The sequence below is a fragment of the Kineococcus endophyticus genome (assembly GCF_040796495.1).
Classification (GTDB): domain Bacteria; phylum Actinomycetota; class Actinomycetes; order Actinomycetales; family Kineococcaceae; genus Kineococcus; species Kineococcus endophyticus.
Window position 1 is genome coordinate 103,010 of sequence record NZ_JBFNQN010000008.1, and the last position, 17,510, is coordinate 120,519.

A 17,510-nucleotide genomic window follows, 5' to 3' on the forward strand; every position below is an offset into this window, starting at 1 on the left:
AGCGTCGTCTGCGGTTCGAAGTACAGGCACGGTCCGCACCCACAGGAGGTACGCCATGGACGAGAACACCACCGACGCCCGCGTCATCGACGTCCGCGAGAGCGAGCTGACCACGGTCGCGAACCCGCGCCGCACCCAGCTCTGAGGCGCTCGCGCCGAGGTCAGCAGGCCGGTCCCCGTCCCGGGGGCCGGCCTGCTGCGTTCCCGGGCGGTGCCGTCCCCCGAGGTCAGGGGCGGTCGAGGATCCCCGCGCGGTACCAGTGGTGCCACAGCTCGTACCCGCTGTCGCCGGTCACCCACGGCACCGGGGAGTCCTCCGGTGTCGCCGCCGGGGCCAGCGGGTGCCCACCGGCCAGCAGCTGCTCGGCGGGGGTGAGCCGCCGGATCCCGACCCCGGCGACCCGTTCGGGGGCGGCGGAGAGGAACTCGGCGTAGGTCGAGGGGTCGTGCTGGCCGTCGTCGCCGACCAGGAGCCACCGCACCTGCGGCAGCTCGCGGGCGAGCCGGGCCAGGGACTCGCGCTTGTGGGCGGTGCCGTCGCGGAACCACCCGGTGTTCGTCGGTCCCCAGTCCGTCAGCAGCATCGGCCCGGCCGGGTAGCCGAACCTGTGCAGGAACCGGCCCAGCGTCGGGGCGACGTTCCACGCACCGGTCGAGAGGTACACGACCGGCCCGCCGGGGTTCTCCGCGACGACCTGCCGGTACAGCTCGGCCATGCCGTTGACCGGCACCCGCGCGCGCTCGTCCAGGACGAAGGAGTTCCACGCCGCCACGAGCGGACGCGGCAGCCGGGTCACGACGACGGTGTCGTCGATGTCGGACAGCAGCCCCACGACCGGGTCCGGACCCACGACGACGACCTCGGCGGTCCCGCTGTGCCGCAACGCGTTCTGCGGGGGAAGTTCCGCGCCGCCCTCGGTGTCGTCCTCGACCAGCTCCACGTCGGGCGGCAGCAGGTCGCGCGGGTCCGCGGAGTCCGGGCCCACGGTCAGGACGACCTCGTGCCGGCCCGGGGGCAGGTCCACCTCGACGCGTTCGTCGAGGTACCCCTCGCGGTTGGTGCGCAGCACCCGCTCGTGCCCGCCGATGCGGACCGTCACCTGGGCCCCGGCGACCGGGACGGTGAGGAAGTTGCGCCAGCCCCGCACGCTGCGGACGCCGTCGCGGCCGGTCTCCTCGGCGGTGTCCTCCCGGCCCAGCAGGACCCGGCCGAAGACGCGCACCCAGCCGGGGCCGCCGTAGCCGGGGTAGGCCAGCGCGCGTGCGTGGTACCCGCGGCGGCGCAGCCGGGAGCCCACGAGCCCCTTGACGGCGTCCTCCACGCGCGCGGCGCGGTGCAGCGAGTGCTCCCCGGGCCGGGGGGTGAGGTCCCCGCGCAGCTCCTCGAGGTCGCGGCGCGCCTCCTCCACGCGACGCGCCGCCCGGGCGCGCCGCTGCCCGCGGGTCAGAGCCGGCCCCTTGATCACGGAACCGACCCTAACGGGACCCGAACCCACCGGCGAGGCGGTCGAAGCCCTCGTCCAGCGGCACCCTCGGCGACCAGCCCAGCCGCTGCCGCGTGCGGGCGATGTCGAACCAGTGCGCCGTGGACAGCTGCTCGGCCAGGAACCGCGTCATGGGCGGCTCGTCGGGCAGCCCGAACCGCGTCCACACGCGCTCCACGACGCTGCCGGCGGCCTTCGCCACCGCCGACGGGACCCGCCGCGTCGGCGCGGGCACACCGGCGGCGGCGCAGATGCGGCCGAACACCTCGGCGACCGTGCGCGGTTCGCCGTTGGTCACGACGAACGCCTCGCCGTGCACGCCGTCGTCGGTGCAGCGGTCCAGGGCCGCCACGAGGGCGTCCACGGCGTTGTCGACGTACGTGGTGTCGATGAGCGCGGTCCCGTCGTCGAGCAGCGGCAGCCGTCCGGCGCGCGCGCGGTCGGCGATGCGCTGCACGAGCTGGGTGTCGCCGGGGCCGAGCACGATGTGGGGCCGCACGGCGCACACGGCGAACGCGGGGGAGTCCGCGGCCAGGGCCATCAGCTCGGCCTGCGCCTTCGTCCGCGCGTACGAGCCGTGCGCGGCCCCCGGGTCGGCCGGGGTGGTCCCGACGCCGACGAGCGCGGACCCGGCGTGCGCCACGGAGGGGGAGGACACCATGACGAACCGGGACACCCCCGCGGCGCGGGCCGCGGTGAGCAGGTTCGCGGTGCCGTCGACGTTGGTGGCGACGTACTCCGGGTGCGGGCCCGTCACCGAGACCTTCGCGGCGAGGTGGACGACGGCCTCGACCCCGTCGACGGCGCGTGCGCAGGCGGCCGGGTCGGTGACCGAGCCGAGGACCTCGGCGAACCCGGCCCCGGCGGTGCGCCGCTGCAGGACGCACACGTCGTCGCCTCGCGCGGCCAGGGCCCGCGCGGTCTCGCGGCCCAGCATCCCGCTGGCACCCGTCACGAGGACCTTCACGCCAGTGCTCCCGCCCGCTCGCCCGCCAGGACCCGCTCGGCCCACGACGACACCTTCGCCCGGTCGATCTTGGAGTTGTGCCGCACGTCCGTCGGCAGGGCCGGGACGAGCAGCACGGCCACGAGGTTGCGCCCCGTGACCTCCCGGACCGCCTGCGACAGGACCGGATCGGCCACGGTGGTGCGCTTCACGCCCGGCACCACCGCGGCGTCGGGTTCGGCCACGACGACGAGCTGGCGCGCCGCGCGCGGCCCGACGCCGACGAGCGCGGCCCGCGCGATCCCGGCGACGGTCTCGGCCCGCTGCTCCACCCCGACGGGGGTGACGACCTCGTCGGCCGTGGTGACGACGTGCGCGAGGCGCCCCTCGATCCACACCCGCCCGCGCTCGTCGAGGTGCCCCACGTCCCCCGTGCGGTGCCAGCGGCCCGCCCGCACGGACCCCAGCAGGGTCGGGGAGGGCCGCACGTCCACGGACGCGGCCTGCGTGGCCCACAGCTGGTCGTAGCGCTCCTTGACGTGCTCGCCGCCGCCGACGACCTCCCCGACGACCCCTGGTGTCGTCACCAGGTCGGTGCCGGCGCGCCCGTCGGCGTCCAGCGGCGCGACGGCCACGGTGACGCCCTGGACGGGCCGGCCCACGCAGATGCCCTCTCCCGCACCGGCGTCGAGGATGTCCGACAGGCCCACGTCGGTCGCCGGCAGCACCTCCGTCGCCCCGTAGGGGGTCCGGGGGTCGGCCAACGGCATGAGCTCGCGCACCCGCTGCAGCAGCGGGGTCGGCACCGGCGCCCCGGCCGAGAGCAGCGTCCGCACCCGCGCCAGCGCCGCGCGCTGCGACGTCGTGAGGTCGCCGGCGGTGGCCAGCACGTTGACGACGGCGGCGGGGGACAGGAACGCCGACGTCGCCCCGGCCGCCTCGACGGCGTCGGCCAGGGCCGCGGCGCTCAGCGTCGCGGGCTTGGTGACGTCCATCGCCGGGACGACGCACGTCGCGCCGAGGGCCGGCCCGAACAGCGCGAACGGCGCGAACGCCGACACCAGCGGCTGCCCGGGCCCGATCCGGATGACCGACCCCATCGCCCGCGCCAGCTGCGAGAGCTGGCCGTGGGTGTAGACGACCCCCTTGGCCGGTCCCGTCGACCCCGACGTGAACAGCACCGCCGCCTCGGCGTCGGCGTCCGGCTCGGCCGGCAGCTCGAACCCGGCCGCCAGGCGCGCGGCCCCGGCCCGCGCCACGTCGGCCAGGTCCCCGACCGACACCCGCCGGCCCGGCCAGCGCAGCACCCGCGCGGCCAGCAGCGCCTTCGGCACCCCGACGACCCAGTCGACCCCCGCACCCCTCACCGCACGGGACAGGCCGCGCACGCCCAGGCCGGCGTCCGCGACGACAGCGACCGCGCCGATCCGCAGCAGCGCGTACAGCGCCGCCGTCAGGTCCGCCCCGGGCGGCACGAGGAGGGAGACCCGTTGTCCCGGTTGCACTCCCTGCAGCACGAAGCCGGCCGCGAGCTCGCGCGTGCGGCGGTCCAGCTCGGCCCACGAGGTGGTCCTCGGCGCGCTCTTCGGGGTGGTCCCGCTGCCGCGCCCGGTGGGCATCTCCACCACCGCGGGCGTCCCCGCCACCTGCGGGTCGCCGCCACGCTCACCCAGCGCCGCCCACAACCGCGGCGACCCCGCCTCGGGCGACCCCTGGGCTGCCTCGGGCGCCGGGGTCGGGTGCAGCACCCGCTCGTCCAGCCAGCGCAGGACGACGTCGGCGAACGCCGGGTCCTCCGGCACCAGGTGCGAGGCGTGGGCGAAGCGGTGCACGTCCGCGTGCGGCACCCGCGCGCGCCAGTCCCGCAGGAACCACTCGCCGAACACCGGGTCCCGCGGACCCCACGCCACGAGCGCCGGGACCCCGGCCGCCGCCAGCCGGCCCACGCCCTGCGTCACCTCGTCCAGCGCGGCCCGGCTGGGGTGCCCGGACCCGACCGGGACGTCGGCGACGAACGCGTCGATCCCGGCCCGCTCACCCGCCGACCCGTAGGGGGAGCGGTACGCCGCCTTGACCGCCCCCGGCAGCGCCGGACGCGGCAGGGCCAGCGTCGTGCGCAGGAACGCGTCCGAGCGGGACGTCACCAGCGACCGCACCCCCGGCGCCAGCACCGCCGACAGCACCCCCGGCGCCCCCGCGTCCGCGGGCCAGCTCGCCGCGGTGTTCGCCACGACCAGACCCGCCAGCCGGATCCGCGACCCACCACCGTGCCGGCCCTCGCGCCGTCCCAGCTGCGCCGCCGCCCAGCCCGAGGCGACGATCCCGCCCCAGTCCTGACCGACCGCCACCACCGGACCCGACAGCTCCAGCGCGTCGACCAGCCCCGCCAGGTCCTGCACCCGCTCACCCAGGCGCCGCACCGCGCCCGTGCGCTCGGAGAAGCCCATCTCCAGCTGGTCCACGGCCACGACCCGCCACCCCAGCTGCACCGCCGAGGCCGCCGACGCCAGACCCCGCCACAGGTACGACCACGTCGGGTTGCCGTGCACGCACAGCAACGTCCCGATCGCCTCCCCCTCGGGGGCGGTGTCCAGCACGTGCCACGTGCGGACCGCTCCGGAGTGGTCCACCGCGTCCACCAACCGCGACCACCGCGGGTCCCACCCCGGCAGGTCCGGGGCCGGCGTCACCGCGGGCAGAACAGCGAGACGCCGTCCGCTCACCACGCCAGCTCGAGCATCGCCGTGTTCAGCCCCGACCCCACGCCCATCGCGATGACCTTGTCCCCGGCGGAGAACTCCGGCGCCGAGGCCGCCAGCGTCATCGGCAGCGAGATCGGCCCCACGTTGCCCCACGTCGGGAACGTCATCGGCACCTTCGCCGGGTCCACCCCGATCCGCTCGATCAGCGTCTCGGTGTGCACGCGGGAGATCTGGTGGATGACGAACTTCTTCGCGTCCCGCCACCCCCACAGCGCGTCCCCGGCCTCGAAGGCGTCCGAGACGATCTCGATGCCCTCGGTCAGCATCAGCTTGGCGTCCGTGCGCATGTGGTTCATGTCCCCGATGCACAGCTCGTGGTGCGCCGTGCCCGCCCGCGAGACGCCCCCGACGATGCGGTGACCCTCCGGGTGCTCGTCCGCGCGGCCGATGACCGCCGCCGCCGCACCGCAGCCCAGCGTCATCGTCGCGAACTCGTTGAGGAAGTCCTTGCGGGTGATGCCGTCGCGCTGCAACCGGGAGACCGTGCCCTCGTGCATCGAGCGGACGTCCTCCGCGCCCAGCACCACCGCGTACCGGATCATGCCCGCGTCGATCATCGCCGAGGCGACCTGCACCCCGTTCACCCACGCCAGGCACGCGTTGGCGATGTCGAAGTTCAGCGCCGACGTCGGCAGGTCCATCCCGTGGTGCACGCTCGTGGCCACGGCCGGCTCCAGGTGCGGCCGCGTCACCGTCGTGGAGATGACCATCCCCACCTCCGAGGCGTCCACCCCGGCCTCCGACAGCGCCTTCGCCCCGCACTCCGCCGCCACGTCCGACGCGCGCTGACCCGGCGCCCACCAGCGGCGCTCCTGCACCCCGGCCACCTTCTCCAGCAGGCCCGGCCGCAATCGCAGCCGCTCCAGCGTCGGCGCCAGGACCTCGTCGAAGTACGACGACGGGACCACCGTCGGCGCCTCCACGTGCGAGATCGACAGCAACGCCGCGTTCGCCGGCGCGAACGTCGAGTTCCCCTGGAAGGGAGACCCCACGCTGTGCGCGGGGGCAGCCTCGGTGCTGGAAGGGTCGAACAAGGGCTTCCCCGATCTGGTCGTCGGCCGCGCGGCGGTGGCTCACCGTACGAGGTCCGTCATGATCCACCAAAGGAGCGGCAGGACCACCCGCGTGGCGGGAACTCAGGTTAACCGCCGGTGGACGACCCGCTCGCCCAGGTCACCCGCCGGACCCCGCCTGACCCGCCGTCGCGCGCCGCTCCCGCGCCAGCAGGACGGACGACGCCGACTCCAACGCTCGACGGGCCCCCTCCAGTTCCGCCCGCGGCGGCAGCGCCCGGGCGAAGCACGCCCGCTCCACCACCGCCAGCGCTCCCGCGACCTCCGCTCCGGCCTCCGCCCCGAGCGCCGGACCGACCCGCGCCCGCCAGTCCGACAACCCCTCGGCCGGACCGCGCCGCCACGGCTCCGGCACGGCCGCGTCGAACCGCTCCAGCGCCAGCAGCAACGCCGCCACCGCCGGGTCCCCCCGACGCACCGCCGGCCCGGCCACCACCGGCACCGACCGGCGCCGCGAGCGCCGCCGCACGACCACCACCCCGACCACCAGCAGCGCCACCAGCACGACCGCCACCAGGGCCCGCGCCCCCGCGTCCGCCAGCACCCGCTCCACCAGCCGCTGCACCTGCGCCCACAGCCGCTGCCACCAGCCCCGAGCCCCCGACCCGCCCGCGACCAGCGTCGCCCCGGCCGTCGGGTCCGAGGACACCCAGCCCGACCCCGGGACCCACACCTCCACCCACGCGTGCGCGTCCGCCGAGCGGAACACCCGCCCACCGCCCGACGGCTCACCGCCGGCGAACCCCGTCACCAACCGCGCCGGGAACCCCGCCGACCGCAGCAGCACCACCTCCGCGCTCGCGAACTGCTCGCAGAACCCGATCCGGTCCTCGAACAGGAACGCGTCCACCGCGTCCTCCCCGTCCGCCGGGACCGGCGCCTGCAGCGAGTACCGCGCCACCGAGCGCAGGTGCGCCGACACCGCCCGCGCCGCCGTCACCGGATCCCGCCCGTCCGCCAGCCGCACCCCCAGGTCCCGCACCCGCTGCGGCACCGAACCCGGCAGCTGCGTCCACCGCGCCACGTCCTTCGGCTGGTCCTCCGGCAGGCCGGCCGGTCGGCCTGCCTCACCGTCCGTCGTCTCCTCCACCGACGGCACCGCGCGCGAGAGCACCCGGTAGGGCGACGACGCGTCCTGCAGCACCAGCCCCGAACCCCCGTCGAACACCCGCGACGACGTCCGCACCCCCACCGGCGACCCCGCACTCACCACCGCCGGGTACGGCGCCAGCGGCACGACGTCGTCCACCCGCTCCGGTCCCGACGCCCCCTCCTCCGGGGCCGCCTCGTACCCCGCCGCCCCCGACACCCAGCGCACCGGGTTCCCCGACGACGCCCACGTCCGACCGTCGTAGACGTCCAGCACCCCCGACCGCCACGACGAGGGCGAGTCCGCCGGCACCCGCAGCAGTTCCGTCGCCGGCAGCTCCCCACGCGCCGACAGGTCCAACGTCCCGCCCGCGTACGCCTCCGCCGACCGCACCGGCGCCTCCCCGGCCCCGGGGCCCCCACGGCCCAGACCGCGCAACGCGCCACCACCCGACGACGACGCCGGCACCAGCAGGAACAGCACCAGCGCCACCGTCGTCGCCACCGCCAGCGCGCCCGCGGCCCGCCGCAGCACCCGCCCGTCCACGGCGCGGTGCGGCACCGCGCACGCCAGCCCCGCCAGCACCGCACCCCACACCAACGCCACCGGCCCCACCAGCGCGTTCGACGGCGCCGTCCCCGCCGCCGCCACCGTCACCAGCACCGACAACCCCAGGACCGCCCGCACCGCACGCACCGACCGCGCCACCGCGAACTGCCGCACCGCCAGCGCCAGCGCCAGCACCGGCGACACCGCCGGCACCCCTGCGTCGGCCACCAGCCCCGGCAACGCCACGGCGCTCGCGAGCGCACCGACGGCCCCCAGCACCTGGTCCAGGACGGCGCTGCGGCCGCGCAGGAGCAGTGCAGCGACGACGGCGCCCGCGGCGCCGGCCAGGCCGAGGGCGGGCAGCGTGCCCGCGACGGTGAGCGCGAGGGCCGCGGCGACGACGGCGAGCGCGGTGCAGCGCAGGGCGGCCCGCGAGGGGGCGTGGGTGCCGAGCAGGTCCGGCGGGGCGGGTGCCTCGGCGGGGGCGGACGCGGGGGTCACAGCGACCGCCACCCGCCGACGCCGGCCAGCAGGACCTCGCCGTCGCGCCCGGCCGCGTCGCGCGCGGCCTCGAGGGTCGAGCGCTGCTCGTGCGGCGACGGCTGCGCCACGGCCAGCGCGTCGAGCGCGTCGACGCCCTCCCGCGCGGTCCCGTCCGCCGCGAGGACGGCCGTGCGCCGACCGGACCCGAGGTCGGCCAGGACGAGGGCCGCGGCCTGCCGCAGGACGGCCTCGAAGTCCTCCTCCGACGCCTCGCCGGGGCCGGGCAGCACGACGACGCGGAGCCCGACGGGCGGGGTGTCCCGCTCGACGACGACGAGCGTCGGACCGGCGGGTCCGGTGCCGCGGCGCGCGGAGGCCCGCCAGTGCACGGCCGAGGGAGCGTCGCCGCGGCGGAACGGCCGCACGCCCGCCTGGTCCTCCGCCCCGGCGCGCGGCGCGGGGACCGGCAGGGCCGGGAGGACCGCGGGCGCCGGGTGGACGTGGACGGGCGCGGGCACGAACGCGCGCCGGCGCTGCAGGACGATCCCGAGGGCGTCCGCCCACTCCAGCACCACGTCCGCGGCCTCGCAGGCGCCCCGGGCGGACGCCGCCCGCGGCACGCGCAGCGCGACGACCTGGCCCGGCTCGATCGCGGGGACACCGGTGTGGACGGGGGCCAGGACGTCACCGCCCAGGTGCAGCACGAGGGGCGGGGAGGGCCGGTTCCCGGTGTTCCGGACCCGCACGACGTCCTCGACGACCCCACCCACGGCGACCCGGGACGGGCGCTGGACGGCGACCGTCAGAGCGTTGACGGTGGGTGCCGTCAGCGCCGCGAGCCCGAGCGCGGCCAGCAGCAGGCAGCCGACGAGGGCGAGCCAGCGGTTGCCGACGCCGAAGGACAGCACCAGCAGCGCCGGACCCGCCGTCACCAGGGCGATCCGCCGCCAGCGCACACCGGTCGGGGAGACCGGCGCGGTGACGAGACGCTCGTCGTCCGGCAGGTGGGGGAGTGCAGCGCTCACCGGCGCAGGTCCACCGGGACGTGCTGCAGGACGCCCGCGGCGAGCCGCTCCTGCGTGAGCGTGCGGGCCGCCGCGCCGTCCTCGGCGACGAGGCCGTGCCCGTCCCCCGGCACGAGGCGGTGGGCCAGCACGGGCACGACGAGCGCCTGCACGTCCTCGGGCAGGACGTGGTCGCGCCCGGCCAGCAGCGCACGCCCCTGGGCGCAGCGGACGAGCGTCAGCGCCGCCCGCGTGCCGGCCCCGAGCCGGATGCGCGCGTCGGTGCGGGTGGCCCGGCACAGCCGGACCGCGAGGTCGAGCGTCGCGTCCGCGACGTGGACGGCCGCCGTCGCCTCCTGCAGCCGCAGGAGGTCCGCGAGGCCCAGGACGGGCGTCAGCCGTTCGGGACGGTTGCCCGCGAGCTGCTCGCGCAGGACCTGACGCTCCACGTCCTCGGTGACCGGCCCCAGGACGATGCGGACCGCGAACCGGTCCAGCTGCCCCTCCGGCAGCGGGTACGTCCCGTGCTGCTCGACGGGGTTCTGCGTGGCGAGGAGGACGAACGGGTCCGGCAGCCGGTGCCGGACGCCGTCGACCGTCACCGCGCGCTCCTCCATGGCCTCCAGGAACGCCGACTGCGTCCGGGGCGACGTGCGGTTCAGCTCGTCGACGAGGACGACGGGGGCGAAGACCGGTCCCGGCACGAACCGGAACCCGCCCGCGGCCGGGTCCCAGATCCCCGATCCGGTGACGTCGGCCGGCAGCAGGTCAGCGGTTGCCTGCACGCGTCCGCAGTCGGCCCCGAGGCTCGCCGCGAACGCCGTCGCCAGCGTCGTCTTGCCGCTGCCGGGCACGTCCTCGATGAGGACGTGCCCGCGGGCGAGCACCGCCGTCACGAGCAGCTCGACGGCCGCCCGCCGGCCGCGGACGACCCGCTCGACCCCGTCGACGAGGGCACGGGCCGCCGCCGCGGGGTCGGCGTGCGGCAGGGGTTCGACGAGGGCGTGGCTCACCCTGCGTGCATCGGCACCGCGTCCCACCGGCCCCACCCGCGGTCGCCCGACCGGCGCAGTGGCGTGGGCGACCCGCTTCCCGTGCTACGGTTTTCCTCGTTCGCACGGGCTTCCCGGCCGGTGCGGAACCACTCGTCCGGGTGGCGGAATAGGCAGACGCGCTAGCTTGAGGTGCTAGTCCACGTATAGTGGGTGGGGGTTCAAGTCCCCCCTCGGACACTCGTTGAGACAGCGACGCGCAAGCCCCTGACCAGCAGGTCAGGGGCTTTTGCGTTGGCATGCGCCGGTGAACGCGCCCACCGGTGGACCCGGTGGGCGCGTCCCGCGCCGCTACTTGGTCAGGGCCTTCCCCAGGGTCTTCGCGAACGTCGCGCTGGGACGGCCCAGCCCGGTCACCGGGTCCCAGCCCTTCGCGACCGCGAGGGTGGAGTCCTGGCCCCAGGTCCGGACCGTGTAGGAGATCCCCCCGCTCGGGTCGATCCCGTTGACGTAGTTCGCCCGGACCACGCCCTTGACCCCCGACGCCTTCACATCGGTGTAGGCGCTGCGCGCGATCGAGTACAGGGTCGGGTTCGCGAGGCCGGCCCGCTTCCCGCTGACCTGCACCGCTTCGGCGACGGCCCCGGCCGCCAGGGGCGAGGCGAGGCTCGTCCCACCGATGCGGTACTCGCCGTACCGGACCCCGTCCGGGAACGTCTGCGTCTGCCCCACGAGCATCCCCGTCTGCGGGTCGGCGATGCTGGCGACGTCCGGCACGGCGCGTCCCGTCGGGGCCGAGGTGGGCACGGTCGCGGCCTGCCACGCGGGCCGCGGGAACAGGGTGGAGTACCCGCCGCCCGCGCCGTAGAGGAACCCTCCGTCGACCCAGCCGTTGCCCTTGGGGTTCAGCGTGAAGACGTCGGTGCCCCAGCCGGTCTCGGCGACGACGTTCCGCACGCCCTTGCCCAGGCCCGTCGACGTCCCGCCGACGGACGTGACGTACGGGTCGCTCGTCGGGTAGTCGACCTGCTTGGTGCCGGTCGACGCCGTCTCGTCGCCGTTGTCGCCGGAGCTGAAGAGGAACGTCTGCCCCTGCAGCGCACCCTGCAGGAAGACCTGCTCGTACGCGAAGACGGCGTCGGCGCCGGTGTCGGTCTCCAGACCGCCCCAGGAGTTCGTCACGACGTCGGCGCGGTTCTCGTCGACGACGGCGGCCAGCGCGTCGAGCAACCCCTCGTCGCAGTTCGCGGCCGCGTAGTAGCGGATGCCGGCGGCCGGCCGCAGGGCGTGGACGGCCTGCACGTCGAGGGTCTGCTCACCCGTCCAGCCCGACGCGTCGCACGTCTCCTGGTCGGTGAACGTCCCGGCGCTCCAGGTGGAGTACTGGTTCTTCGTGAACGCCGGCCAGCCGTAGGCCCTGGACCAGGTGTCGGTGTCCTGCACGATCGTCGAGGAGTTGTAGGCGTCCACGATCCCGACGGTCACGCCGTCACCGGTCGTCCCCGTGTCCCCGCCGATCCCCTGGGACAGCTGCGGGGCGGTGTACCCGCAGAGGGCGTACGACGGCGTCTGCCCCTCGAAGGCGGGGAGAGGCGTCTTGTAGTCCGCCTGGTACTTCGCCAGGAGACCGCCGTAGAACTGGCTGCACGGACGACCCACGACGGACGCGGCGGGCGGTGCGACGACCGGCTGCCGGACCCCGGCGGCCGACGCCGCGGCCGCCGCGCGGTCCGCTGCGTCGTCGGCGGCCGCGGTGGAGCCGGTCGCCTCGGTGACCCGGTGCGACGTCATGCGCTGCACGCTCGTGTCGAGACCGCTGACGGTCAGCACGTCGGCGGCCACGGCGGTCGGCAGGGACGCGGCGGTGGTGGGGGCGACGACCTGCGCACCGTCGTGCGTGAAGGAGGCCAGCGTGACCCCGAAGGCCCGCTCGAGCTGGTCCCGCGTCCCGGTCGCCGCCACGTAGCGCCGGTCCGCCTCGACCGAGTCCACGTGCAGACCCGCCGAGGTCAGGTACTCCGACACCGTCGAGGCGGCCGCCTCGGTGGGGCCGAAGGAGTCCGCGTACTGGGACCGGCTCAGGAAGTGGCCGTAGGACGGGGAACCGGGCGTCGAGACGGCCGCGACCGCGGCCTGCAGCGCGTTCAGCCCCCCGCGCGGCGCGAGGTAGACGCGGACGGACTGCGGGGCGCTCGCCGGTGCCGAGCGCAGGGCGAGGCGAGCGGTTCCGCTCGGCAGCCAGCGGGGCAACGTGCCCGCGATCGTCGTGGTCCGGGCCGGCGCGGCGTGGGCCACGCCACCGGTCGCGACGAGGGCAGTGGCGCCCACCACGGCGGTGAGCAGGCGGGTGGACAGTCGTGACGAACGGAACGACGGAGGTCGTGACAGCGACATGCGTGGTCCTCTCCACGGGATGGTGCCGCGAACCTAGACCCGCGAACCCCCGTCCGGGCGCACGTCACGCACTCGACGTCACGCGTCGTCACCCGGGGAAAGGTGTTGCCTCACAGGGGCTTCGGTGGACGCGCTCACGAACGGCACCCGAACCTCCCGGGCCGCTCCCAGGGAGTTCGCCGCCGGGTTCCAGCGGTCTCGGGACGGCGCCGTTCCGACGCGACCCGGCCGGGGACGGTCCGGCTAGGCCGCGACGAACTCCCAGTGCCAGGGTTCGAACGGCCCGGGAGAACCCTGGGCCCACGCCGGGTTCACGAACCCGAACAGCGCGGCGTTCCGGTCCATCCACTGGTGCTGCACCGAACCCGCGTCCTGCACCCCGCCACCGAGGTCGACCGCGAGACCGAGACCGTGCCGCGACGTGCCCGGGGCGGCGGCCAGCCCGGGTTTGCGGGCCTTGACGTCGATCTGCTCGGCCAGGGACCGGTAGGCGTCGGTGACCGCCAGCGGCGTGCCGAAGTCCGCCTGGAACGCCTGCGACAGCGCCTCGAACGCGTGGGCCGCGTCGGCCCGGAGGACCTTGTCGGGCGCGGCGTACAGCGGGCAGAGCGCGTCCACGGGGAGCAACCCGTTCGCGAAGCCGGTGAGGATCCCGCCGGCGCAGGTCTGCGTGCTCGACAGGAAGGCGCGGGCCCGGTCCACCACGGCAGCGTCGGGGGCCAGCGGGTCCAGCCCCGCGGCCGTGCGCTGGGACGCGGAGTAGGCGACGAGCTGCTGCTGGACGGCCGCGTCGGCGGCGGCCTTCGCGGCCAGGGCCTGGTCGGCCGTGGTGCGTGCCGCGTCCACGGCGGCGGTGGCGCGGTCGGTGGCCGCCTGCTGGCGCGCGCGTGCCTGCTCGGCGGTCTCCACGACGTCGGCGTACTGGCCTCCGACCCGGTCCATGGTCGCGAGCGTCGAGCTGACGTCGCCAGTGCGCCGCGGGTCGAGCAGCACGGCGACGCCGGACAGCTCGCTGAGCCCGCCCGTGCCCCGGTAGGCCTGCGACGCCCAGCCGCCGATCTGCTCCCGGCTCACCGCCAGCTCGGCGTCGGCCGCGGCCAGCTCCTGCTGCGCGGCGTCGGCCGCCGCCTGAGCGTCCTGCTGGGCCTGCAGGGCCCGCTGGTAGGCCTCCAGCGCGGTCGCGGCCTGGGTCGCCAGGGCCGTGAGCAGGTCCTTGCTGCTCGACGGGCTGCTCGACGGAGCGGGCGTGACGGTCGTGGCGCCGGCCTGGGGCGCGGCGAGCGCGAGCAGCAGGGCGGCGGCGGCCAGGGAGCGGGTGGTGCGTCGAGGGAACGGGGACGTCAGCGAGCGGCGCACGGGAGTGAGGGAGTCCTTCGTCGGCATCGAGTTCGCCGTGGAGGCTAGTTGACGATGCGACCACAGGGGAAACCGGCGACGGCCCGCCTGTGGATGAGCGGCCCCGTCCGGGACGCTCACCGGGCTGTCGGAGGTGCCGCCTACGGTGACGCCGTGACTGCTTCCCGGGCCTGGACCGGCCCCGTCCTCGACGTCGCGCTGGCGGTGGCGGCCGCCGTCGTGGCGGCCCTGCTGGCGCTGGACCGGGCCTCCCTGTGGACGCCGTCGGACACCGTCGTGGTCACCCTGGTCGTGCTCACCGCGGTGATGGCCGTCGTCCCCGCCGTCCTCAAGGCCGTCGCCACCGTCCGGGGCCGGCGCACCCTGGCCCGCCGCGAGCTCTTCGACGACCTGCTGTCCGGGGCCCTCTGGGCGGTCGTCGACGCCACGGGCCTGGACCCGCGAGACCTCGCGCTCGCCGGGTACCGGCTGGTCCGGCCGTGGGGCCGGGCGCCGCGGTTGGCCCGGGTGCACCGCGTCCGCGCCCGCCGACGGCCCGTCGCCTCCGGGGTCAGGTGGGCCCCGGGCAAGGGCGTCGTGGGCGAGTGCGTCGCGACGGGCGCCGTCGTCGCACGGGACGTCACGGTCCTCGACGCGGCCGGGGAGCGGCAGGGGCTGAGCCTTGAGGAGTTCCGGCGCGTGCAGGGCAAGTACGCCGTGGTCGTCGCCGTGCCGCTGGTCGACGACTCGGGGTCGAGCTCGGCGGTGACCGGCTGCCTCGCCCTCGACGGCCCGGCCGGATCCCTGGAGCGCCTCACCGCCCCGGAGGTCCTCGGCGTGCTGGAGGCCACCTCCCGTGCCCTGCAACGTCTCACGGGCCAGTCCCCGCCGGCCGCCGGGCTGGCGGCACCCGACGGCGCCGCCCGGCTGCGGACCGCTCTGGAGCAGCAGGACAGCCCGGCCGCCCACGTCGCGGCCGTGGGGGAGAGGGTGGCCCCGTGAGGCCCCTCGTCGCCCCCGGTCCCGAGCTCACCCCCGCCCAGCGGGAGCGGTGGTCCCGGCACCTGCTGCTGCCGGAGATCGGCGAGGAGGGACAACGCCGCCTGCTCAACGCCCGCGTCCTCGTCGTGGGGGCCGGGGGGCTGGGGTCACCCGCGCTGCTCTACCTCGCCGCGGCCGGGGTCGGGACCATCGGCGTCGTCGACGACGACGTCGTGGAGGAGTCGAACCTGCAGCGCCAGGTGGCCCACGGGACGGCCGACGTCGGGCGGGCGAAGGTGGACAGCGCGGCCGACGCCGTGGCCCGGCTCGACCCCTCGCTCACGGTCGTCCGGCACCGCGAGCGGCTCACGGCGCAGAACGCGGCGGACGTCGTGGGGGGCTACGACCTCGTCCTCGACGGGTCGGACACGTTCGAGACGCGGTACCTCGTCAACGACACGCTGGTCGCCGCCGGCCGGCCGTGGGTCTGGGGGGCGGTGCTCCGCTTCGACGGTCACGTCAGCGTCTTCGACCCCGCCGGCGCCACCTACCGCGACCTCTTCCCGACGGCACCGCCCCCGGGGACGGTGCCGGGCTGCGGGGAGGCCGGGGTGCTCGGCGGGGTGTGCGCGGCGGTGGCGAGCGTCATGGTCACCGAGGCCGTGAAGCTCGTCACGGGTGCCGGGCGGCCCCTCACGGGACGGGTCCTCGTGCACGACGCCCTGGCGATGACGTGGCGCGAGCTGCCCCTGCGCCCGGACCCCCGGCGCAGCGCGGCCGAGGTGCTGCCGACGGTCAGCGCGCAGGACCTGCTGCGGGACGGGCAGGAGGGCGCGGCGCGGACGGTCGTGGACGTGCGGGAGCCGGACGAGCACGCGGCGGGCGCCGTGCCGGGTGCCGTCCTGCTGCCCCTCGCGGAGCTGCTGGCCGATCCCGGCCGGCTCCCCGGGGGGCCCGTCGTCCTGCACTGCGAGCGCGGTGGCCGCTCCGCTCAGGCGCTGCGCGCCGTGGTGGCGTCGGGGCGGACCGACGTCGTGCACCTCGACGGTGGGTTCGCGGCCTGGCGCGCCGCGGGCGGCCCCGTGGTCTGACCCGCAGGTCGGCTAGAGACCGACGTGCGCCGCCGGGTTGCCCGGGAAGGGCCGGTCCTCGCGGACGCACGCGGCGAGCGCGGCGGCGGAGCGGTGTCCGGTCTGCCGGGCGATGGAGACCCCGGGGACGCCGGCGCGGGTGGCGGCGGTGACGAACCCCGCGCGCAGGCTGTGCCCTGAGAACAGGCTCGGGTCGAGTCCGGCGTCGAGGGTGCGCCGCTTGACGACCTCGGCGACCCCGCGGTCGCCGAGGCGTTCGGGACGCAGGGAGTGTCCGCCCTTGGTCATCCGGCGGAACGCGGCCCCCTCGGTGAGCCGGGCGACCTCGGTCCACTTCCGCCACGAACGGACGGGGCAGGTCTCCAGGCGCTGCCCGCGCGGCAGCTCCACGACGCGTTCGTCCCGGGAGCCGTTGGCGCGCACGGTGACGAGGAGGCGCTCCGGCTCGGCCACGACGTCGGTGACGTCGAGGGAGCTGAGCTCGGACCGCCGGAGGGCACCGGCGAAGCCGAGGACGAGCAGCGCCCGGTCCCGGTGATCCATGACCGTGTCCGCCAGGGGCGCGACGAGGTCCACCAGCCCACGCGTCTCGAGGGCGTCCACCCGCCGGCGGCGACGGCCCGGACCGTGGACGCGGCGCAGACCGCGCCAGACGAGGCTCACGTGCTCGGTGTCGGTGGGGGAGGGGACCCCGACGAGGCCGTGGGCCACCGCGATGGCGGCGAGGCGGCGCTGGAGGGTCGCGATCGAGAGCGACTCGACGTGCGCGACGAGGTAGTCGGCGACCGTCTCGGCCGCTGCCGGCAGGGGCTCGAGGTCCTCCAGGAGGCACCAGTCGCCGAAGTGCGTGAGGTCGACGGCGTAGGCGCGCCACGTCGCCGGGGCCCGCAACCCCCGCCGGACCGGGTCGAGGGAGGCGAACCAGACGAGGAGGGTCTCGACGTCGAGCACGGGAGGGGGGTCGAGGGGTGGCAGCAGCGCCGCCACCAGCTCGTCGGGCACCTCGACCGACCGGTTCGGGTTCACGCGACCACACTACCAATGGAAGTTCAGTTACCGGAGCCAATACGTGACCGATATGTTTCCGTGTCCGCCGCCGGGACGAACCGCAACAGCCTCAACGACGGGGGCCCTTCAACCGGGTCTATCCTGACGACACCCGGGGAACTCCGAGACGGACCCCGGTGCCAGGTGCACCGCCGCAACGAGGTGGTCACCGACGAGGCGTGTCCGTCGCCCGCACACCTGCGGCGCGGGGGAGACGTCCGCTCGCGCGGGACGCAGTCCGCGGGCCCATCGGTCGCGGTGTCCCGTGCGAGACCCACC

At 76.3% G+C, this 17,510-nt stretch carries 12 protein-coding genes and 1 tRNA gene; 3 read left to right on the plus strand and 10 right to left on the minus strand.

The features are described 5' to 3' along the window. Nucleotides 1-227: 227 nt before the first annotated feature. From AB1207_RS12690 to AB1207_RS12720, 7 genes are all read right to left on the minus strand, one after another. Nucleotides 228-1,379: an App1 family protein phosphatidate phosphatase gene (locus AB1207_RS12690; protein ID WP_437178935.1), complete on the minus strand. Its 1,152-nt coding sequence runs from the start codon at nt 1,377-1,379 to the stop codon at nt 228-230. Nucleotides 1,380-1,476: 97 nt separating this feature from the next. Then, on the minus strand, nt 1,477-2,451 hold the full coding sequence (locus tag AB1207_RS12695) for an NAD-dependent epimerase/dehydratase family protein (RefSeq protein WP_367638741.1): 975 nt from the start codon (nt 2,449-2,451) through the stop codon (nt 1,477-1,479). Then, the gene (locus tag AB1207_RS12700) at nt 2,448-5,153 is read right to left on the minus strand and encodes an alpha/beta fold hydrolase (protein ID WP_367638742.1); all 2,706 of its coding nucleotides are present in this window, start codon (nt 5,151-5,153) and stop codon (nt 2,448-2,450) included. The genes AB1207_RS12695 and AB1207_RS12700 overlap by 4 nt, the downstream gene beginning before the upstream one ends. Then, on the minus strand, nt 5,150-6,184 hold the full coding sequence (locus tag AB1207_RS12705) for a 3-oxoacyl-ACP synthase III (protein WP_367638743.1): 1,035 nt from the start codon (nt 6,182-6,184) through the stop codon (nt 5,150-5,152). Before AB1207_RS12705 ends, AB1207_RS12700 begins: the two co-directional genes overlap by 4 nt. Nucleotides 6,185-6,365: 181 nt before the next feature. Continuing rightward, complete coding sequence (locus tag AB1207_RS12710; protein WP_367638744.1) at nt 6,366-8,405, minus strand: transglutaminase TgpA family protein; 2,040 nt, start codon at nt 8,403-8,405, stop codon at nt 6,366-6,368. Continuing rightward, nucleotides 8,402-9,412 carry a DUF58 domain-containing protein gene (locus AB1207_RS12715; RefSeq protein ID WP_367638745.1) on the minus strand — a complete coding sequence of 337 codons (1,011 nt, stop codon included), beginning with the start codon at nt 9,410-9,412 and terminating at the stop codon, nt 8,402-8,404. The genes AB1207_RS12710 and AB1207_RS12715 overlap by 4 nt, the downstream gene beginning before the upstream one ends. After that, nucleotides 9,409-10,404 carry an AAA family ATPase gene (locus tag AB1207_RS12720; protein ID WP_367638746.1) on the minus strand — a complete coding sequence of 332 codons (996 nt, stop codon included), beginning with the start codon at nt 10,402-10,404 and terminating at the stop codon, nt 9,409-9,411. The genes AB1207_RS12715 and AB1207_RS12720 overlap by 4 nt, the downstream gene beginning before the upstream one ends. A gap of 134 nt (nt 10,405-10,538) precedes the next feature. On the opposite strand from AB1207_RS12720, the gene AB1207_RS12725 reads away from it, so the two are divergent. After that, nucleotides 10,539-10,623, plus strand: a tRNA-Leu gene (locus AB1207_RS12725). A 111-nt stretch (nt 10,624-10,734) separates the two neighbouring features. Here AB1207_RS12725 and AB1207_RS12730 read toward each other — a convergent pair. Then, nucleotides 10,735-12,777, minus strand: coding sequence for a S53 family peptidase (locus AB1207_RS12730; protein ID WP_367638747.1), 2,043 nt, complete (start codon nt 12,775-12,777; stop codon nt 10,735-10,737). 243 nt (nt 12,778-13,020) lie between these two features. Beyond that, nucleotides 13,021-14,160 carry a M15 family metallopeptidase gene (locus AB1207_RS12735; RefSeq protein ID WP_367638748.1) on the minus strand — a complete coding sequence of 380 codons (1,140 nt, stop codon included), beginning with the start codon at nt 14,158-14,160 and terminating at the stop codon, nt 13,021-13,023. Nucleotides 14,161-14,286: 126 nt separating this feature from the next. On the opposite strand from AB1207_RS12735, the gene AB1207_RS12740 reads away from it, so the two are divergent. Next, complete coding sequence (locus tag AB1207_RS12740; RefSeq protein WP_367638749.1) at nt 14,287-15,114, plus strand: hypothetical protein; 828 nt, start codon at nt 14,287-14,289, stop codon at nt 15,112-15,114. Further along, complete coding sequence (locus AB1207_RS12745) at nt 15,111-16,184, plus strand: ThiF family adenylyltransferase (RefSeq protein ID WP_367638750.1); 1,074 nt, start codon at nt 15,111-15,113, stop codon at nt 16,182-16,184. Before AB1207_RS12740 ends, AB1207_RS12745 begins: the two co-directional genes overlap by 4 nt. 12 nt (nt 16,185-16,196) lie before the next feature. Here the strand turns inward: AB1207_RS12745 and AB1207_RS12750 are convergent, their stop codons facing one another. Next, nucleotides 16,197-17,210 carry a tyrosine-type recombinase/integrase gene (locus AB1207_RS12750; RefSeq protein WP_367638751.1) on the minus strand — a complete coding sequence of 338 codons (1,014 nt, stop codon included), beginning with the start codon at nt 17,208-17,210 and terminating at the stop codon, nt 16,197-16,199. Nucleotides 17,211-17,510: the final 300 nt, after the last annotated feature.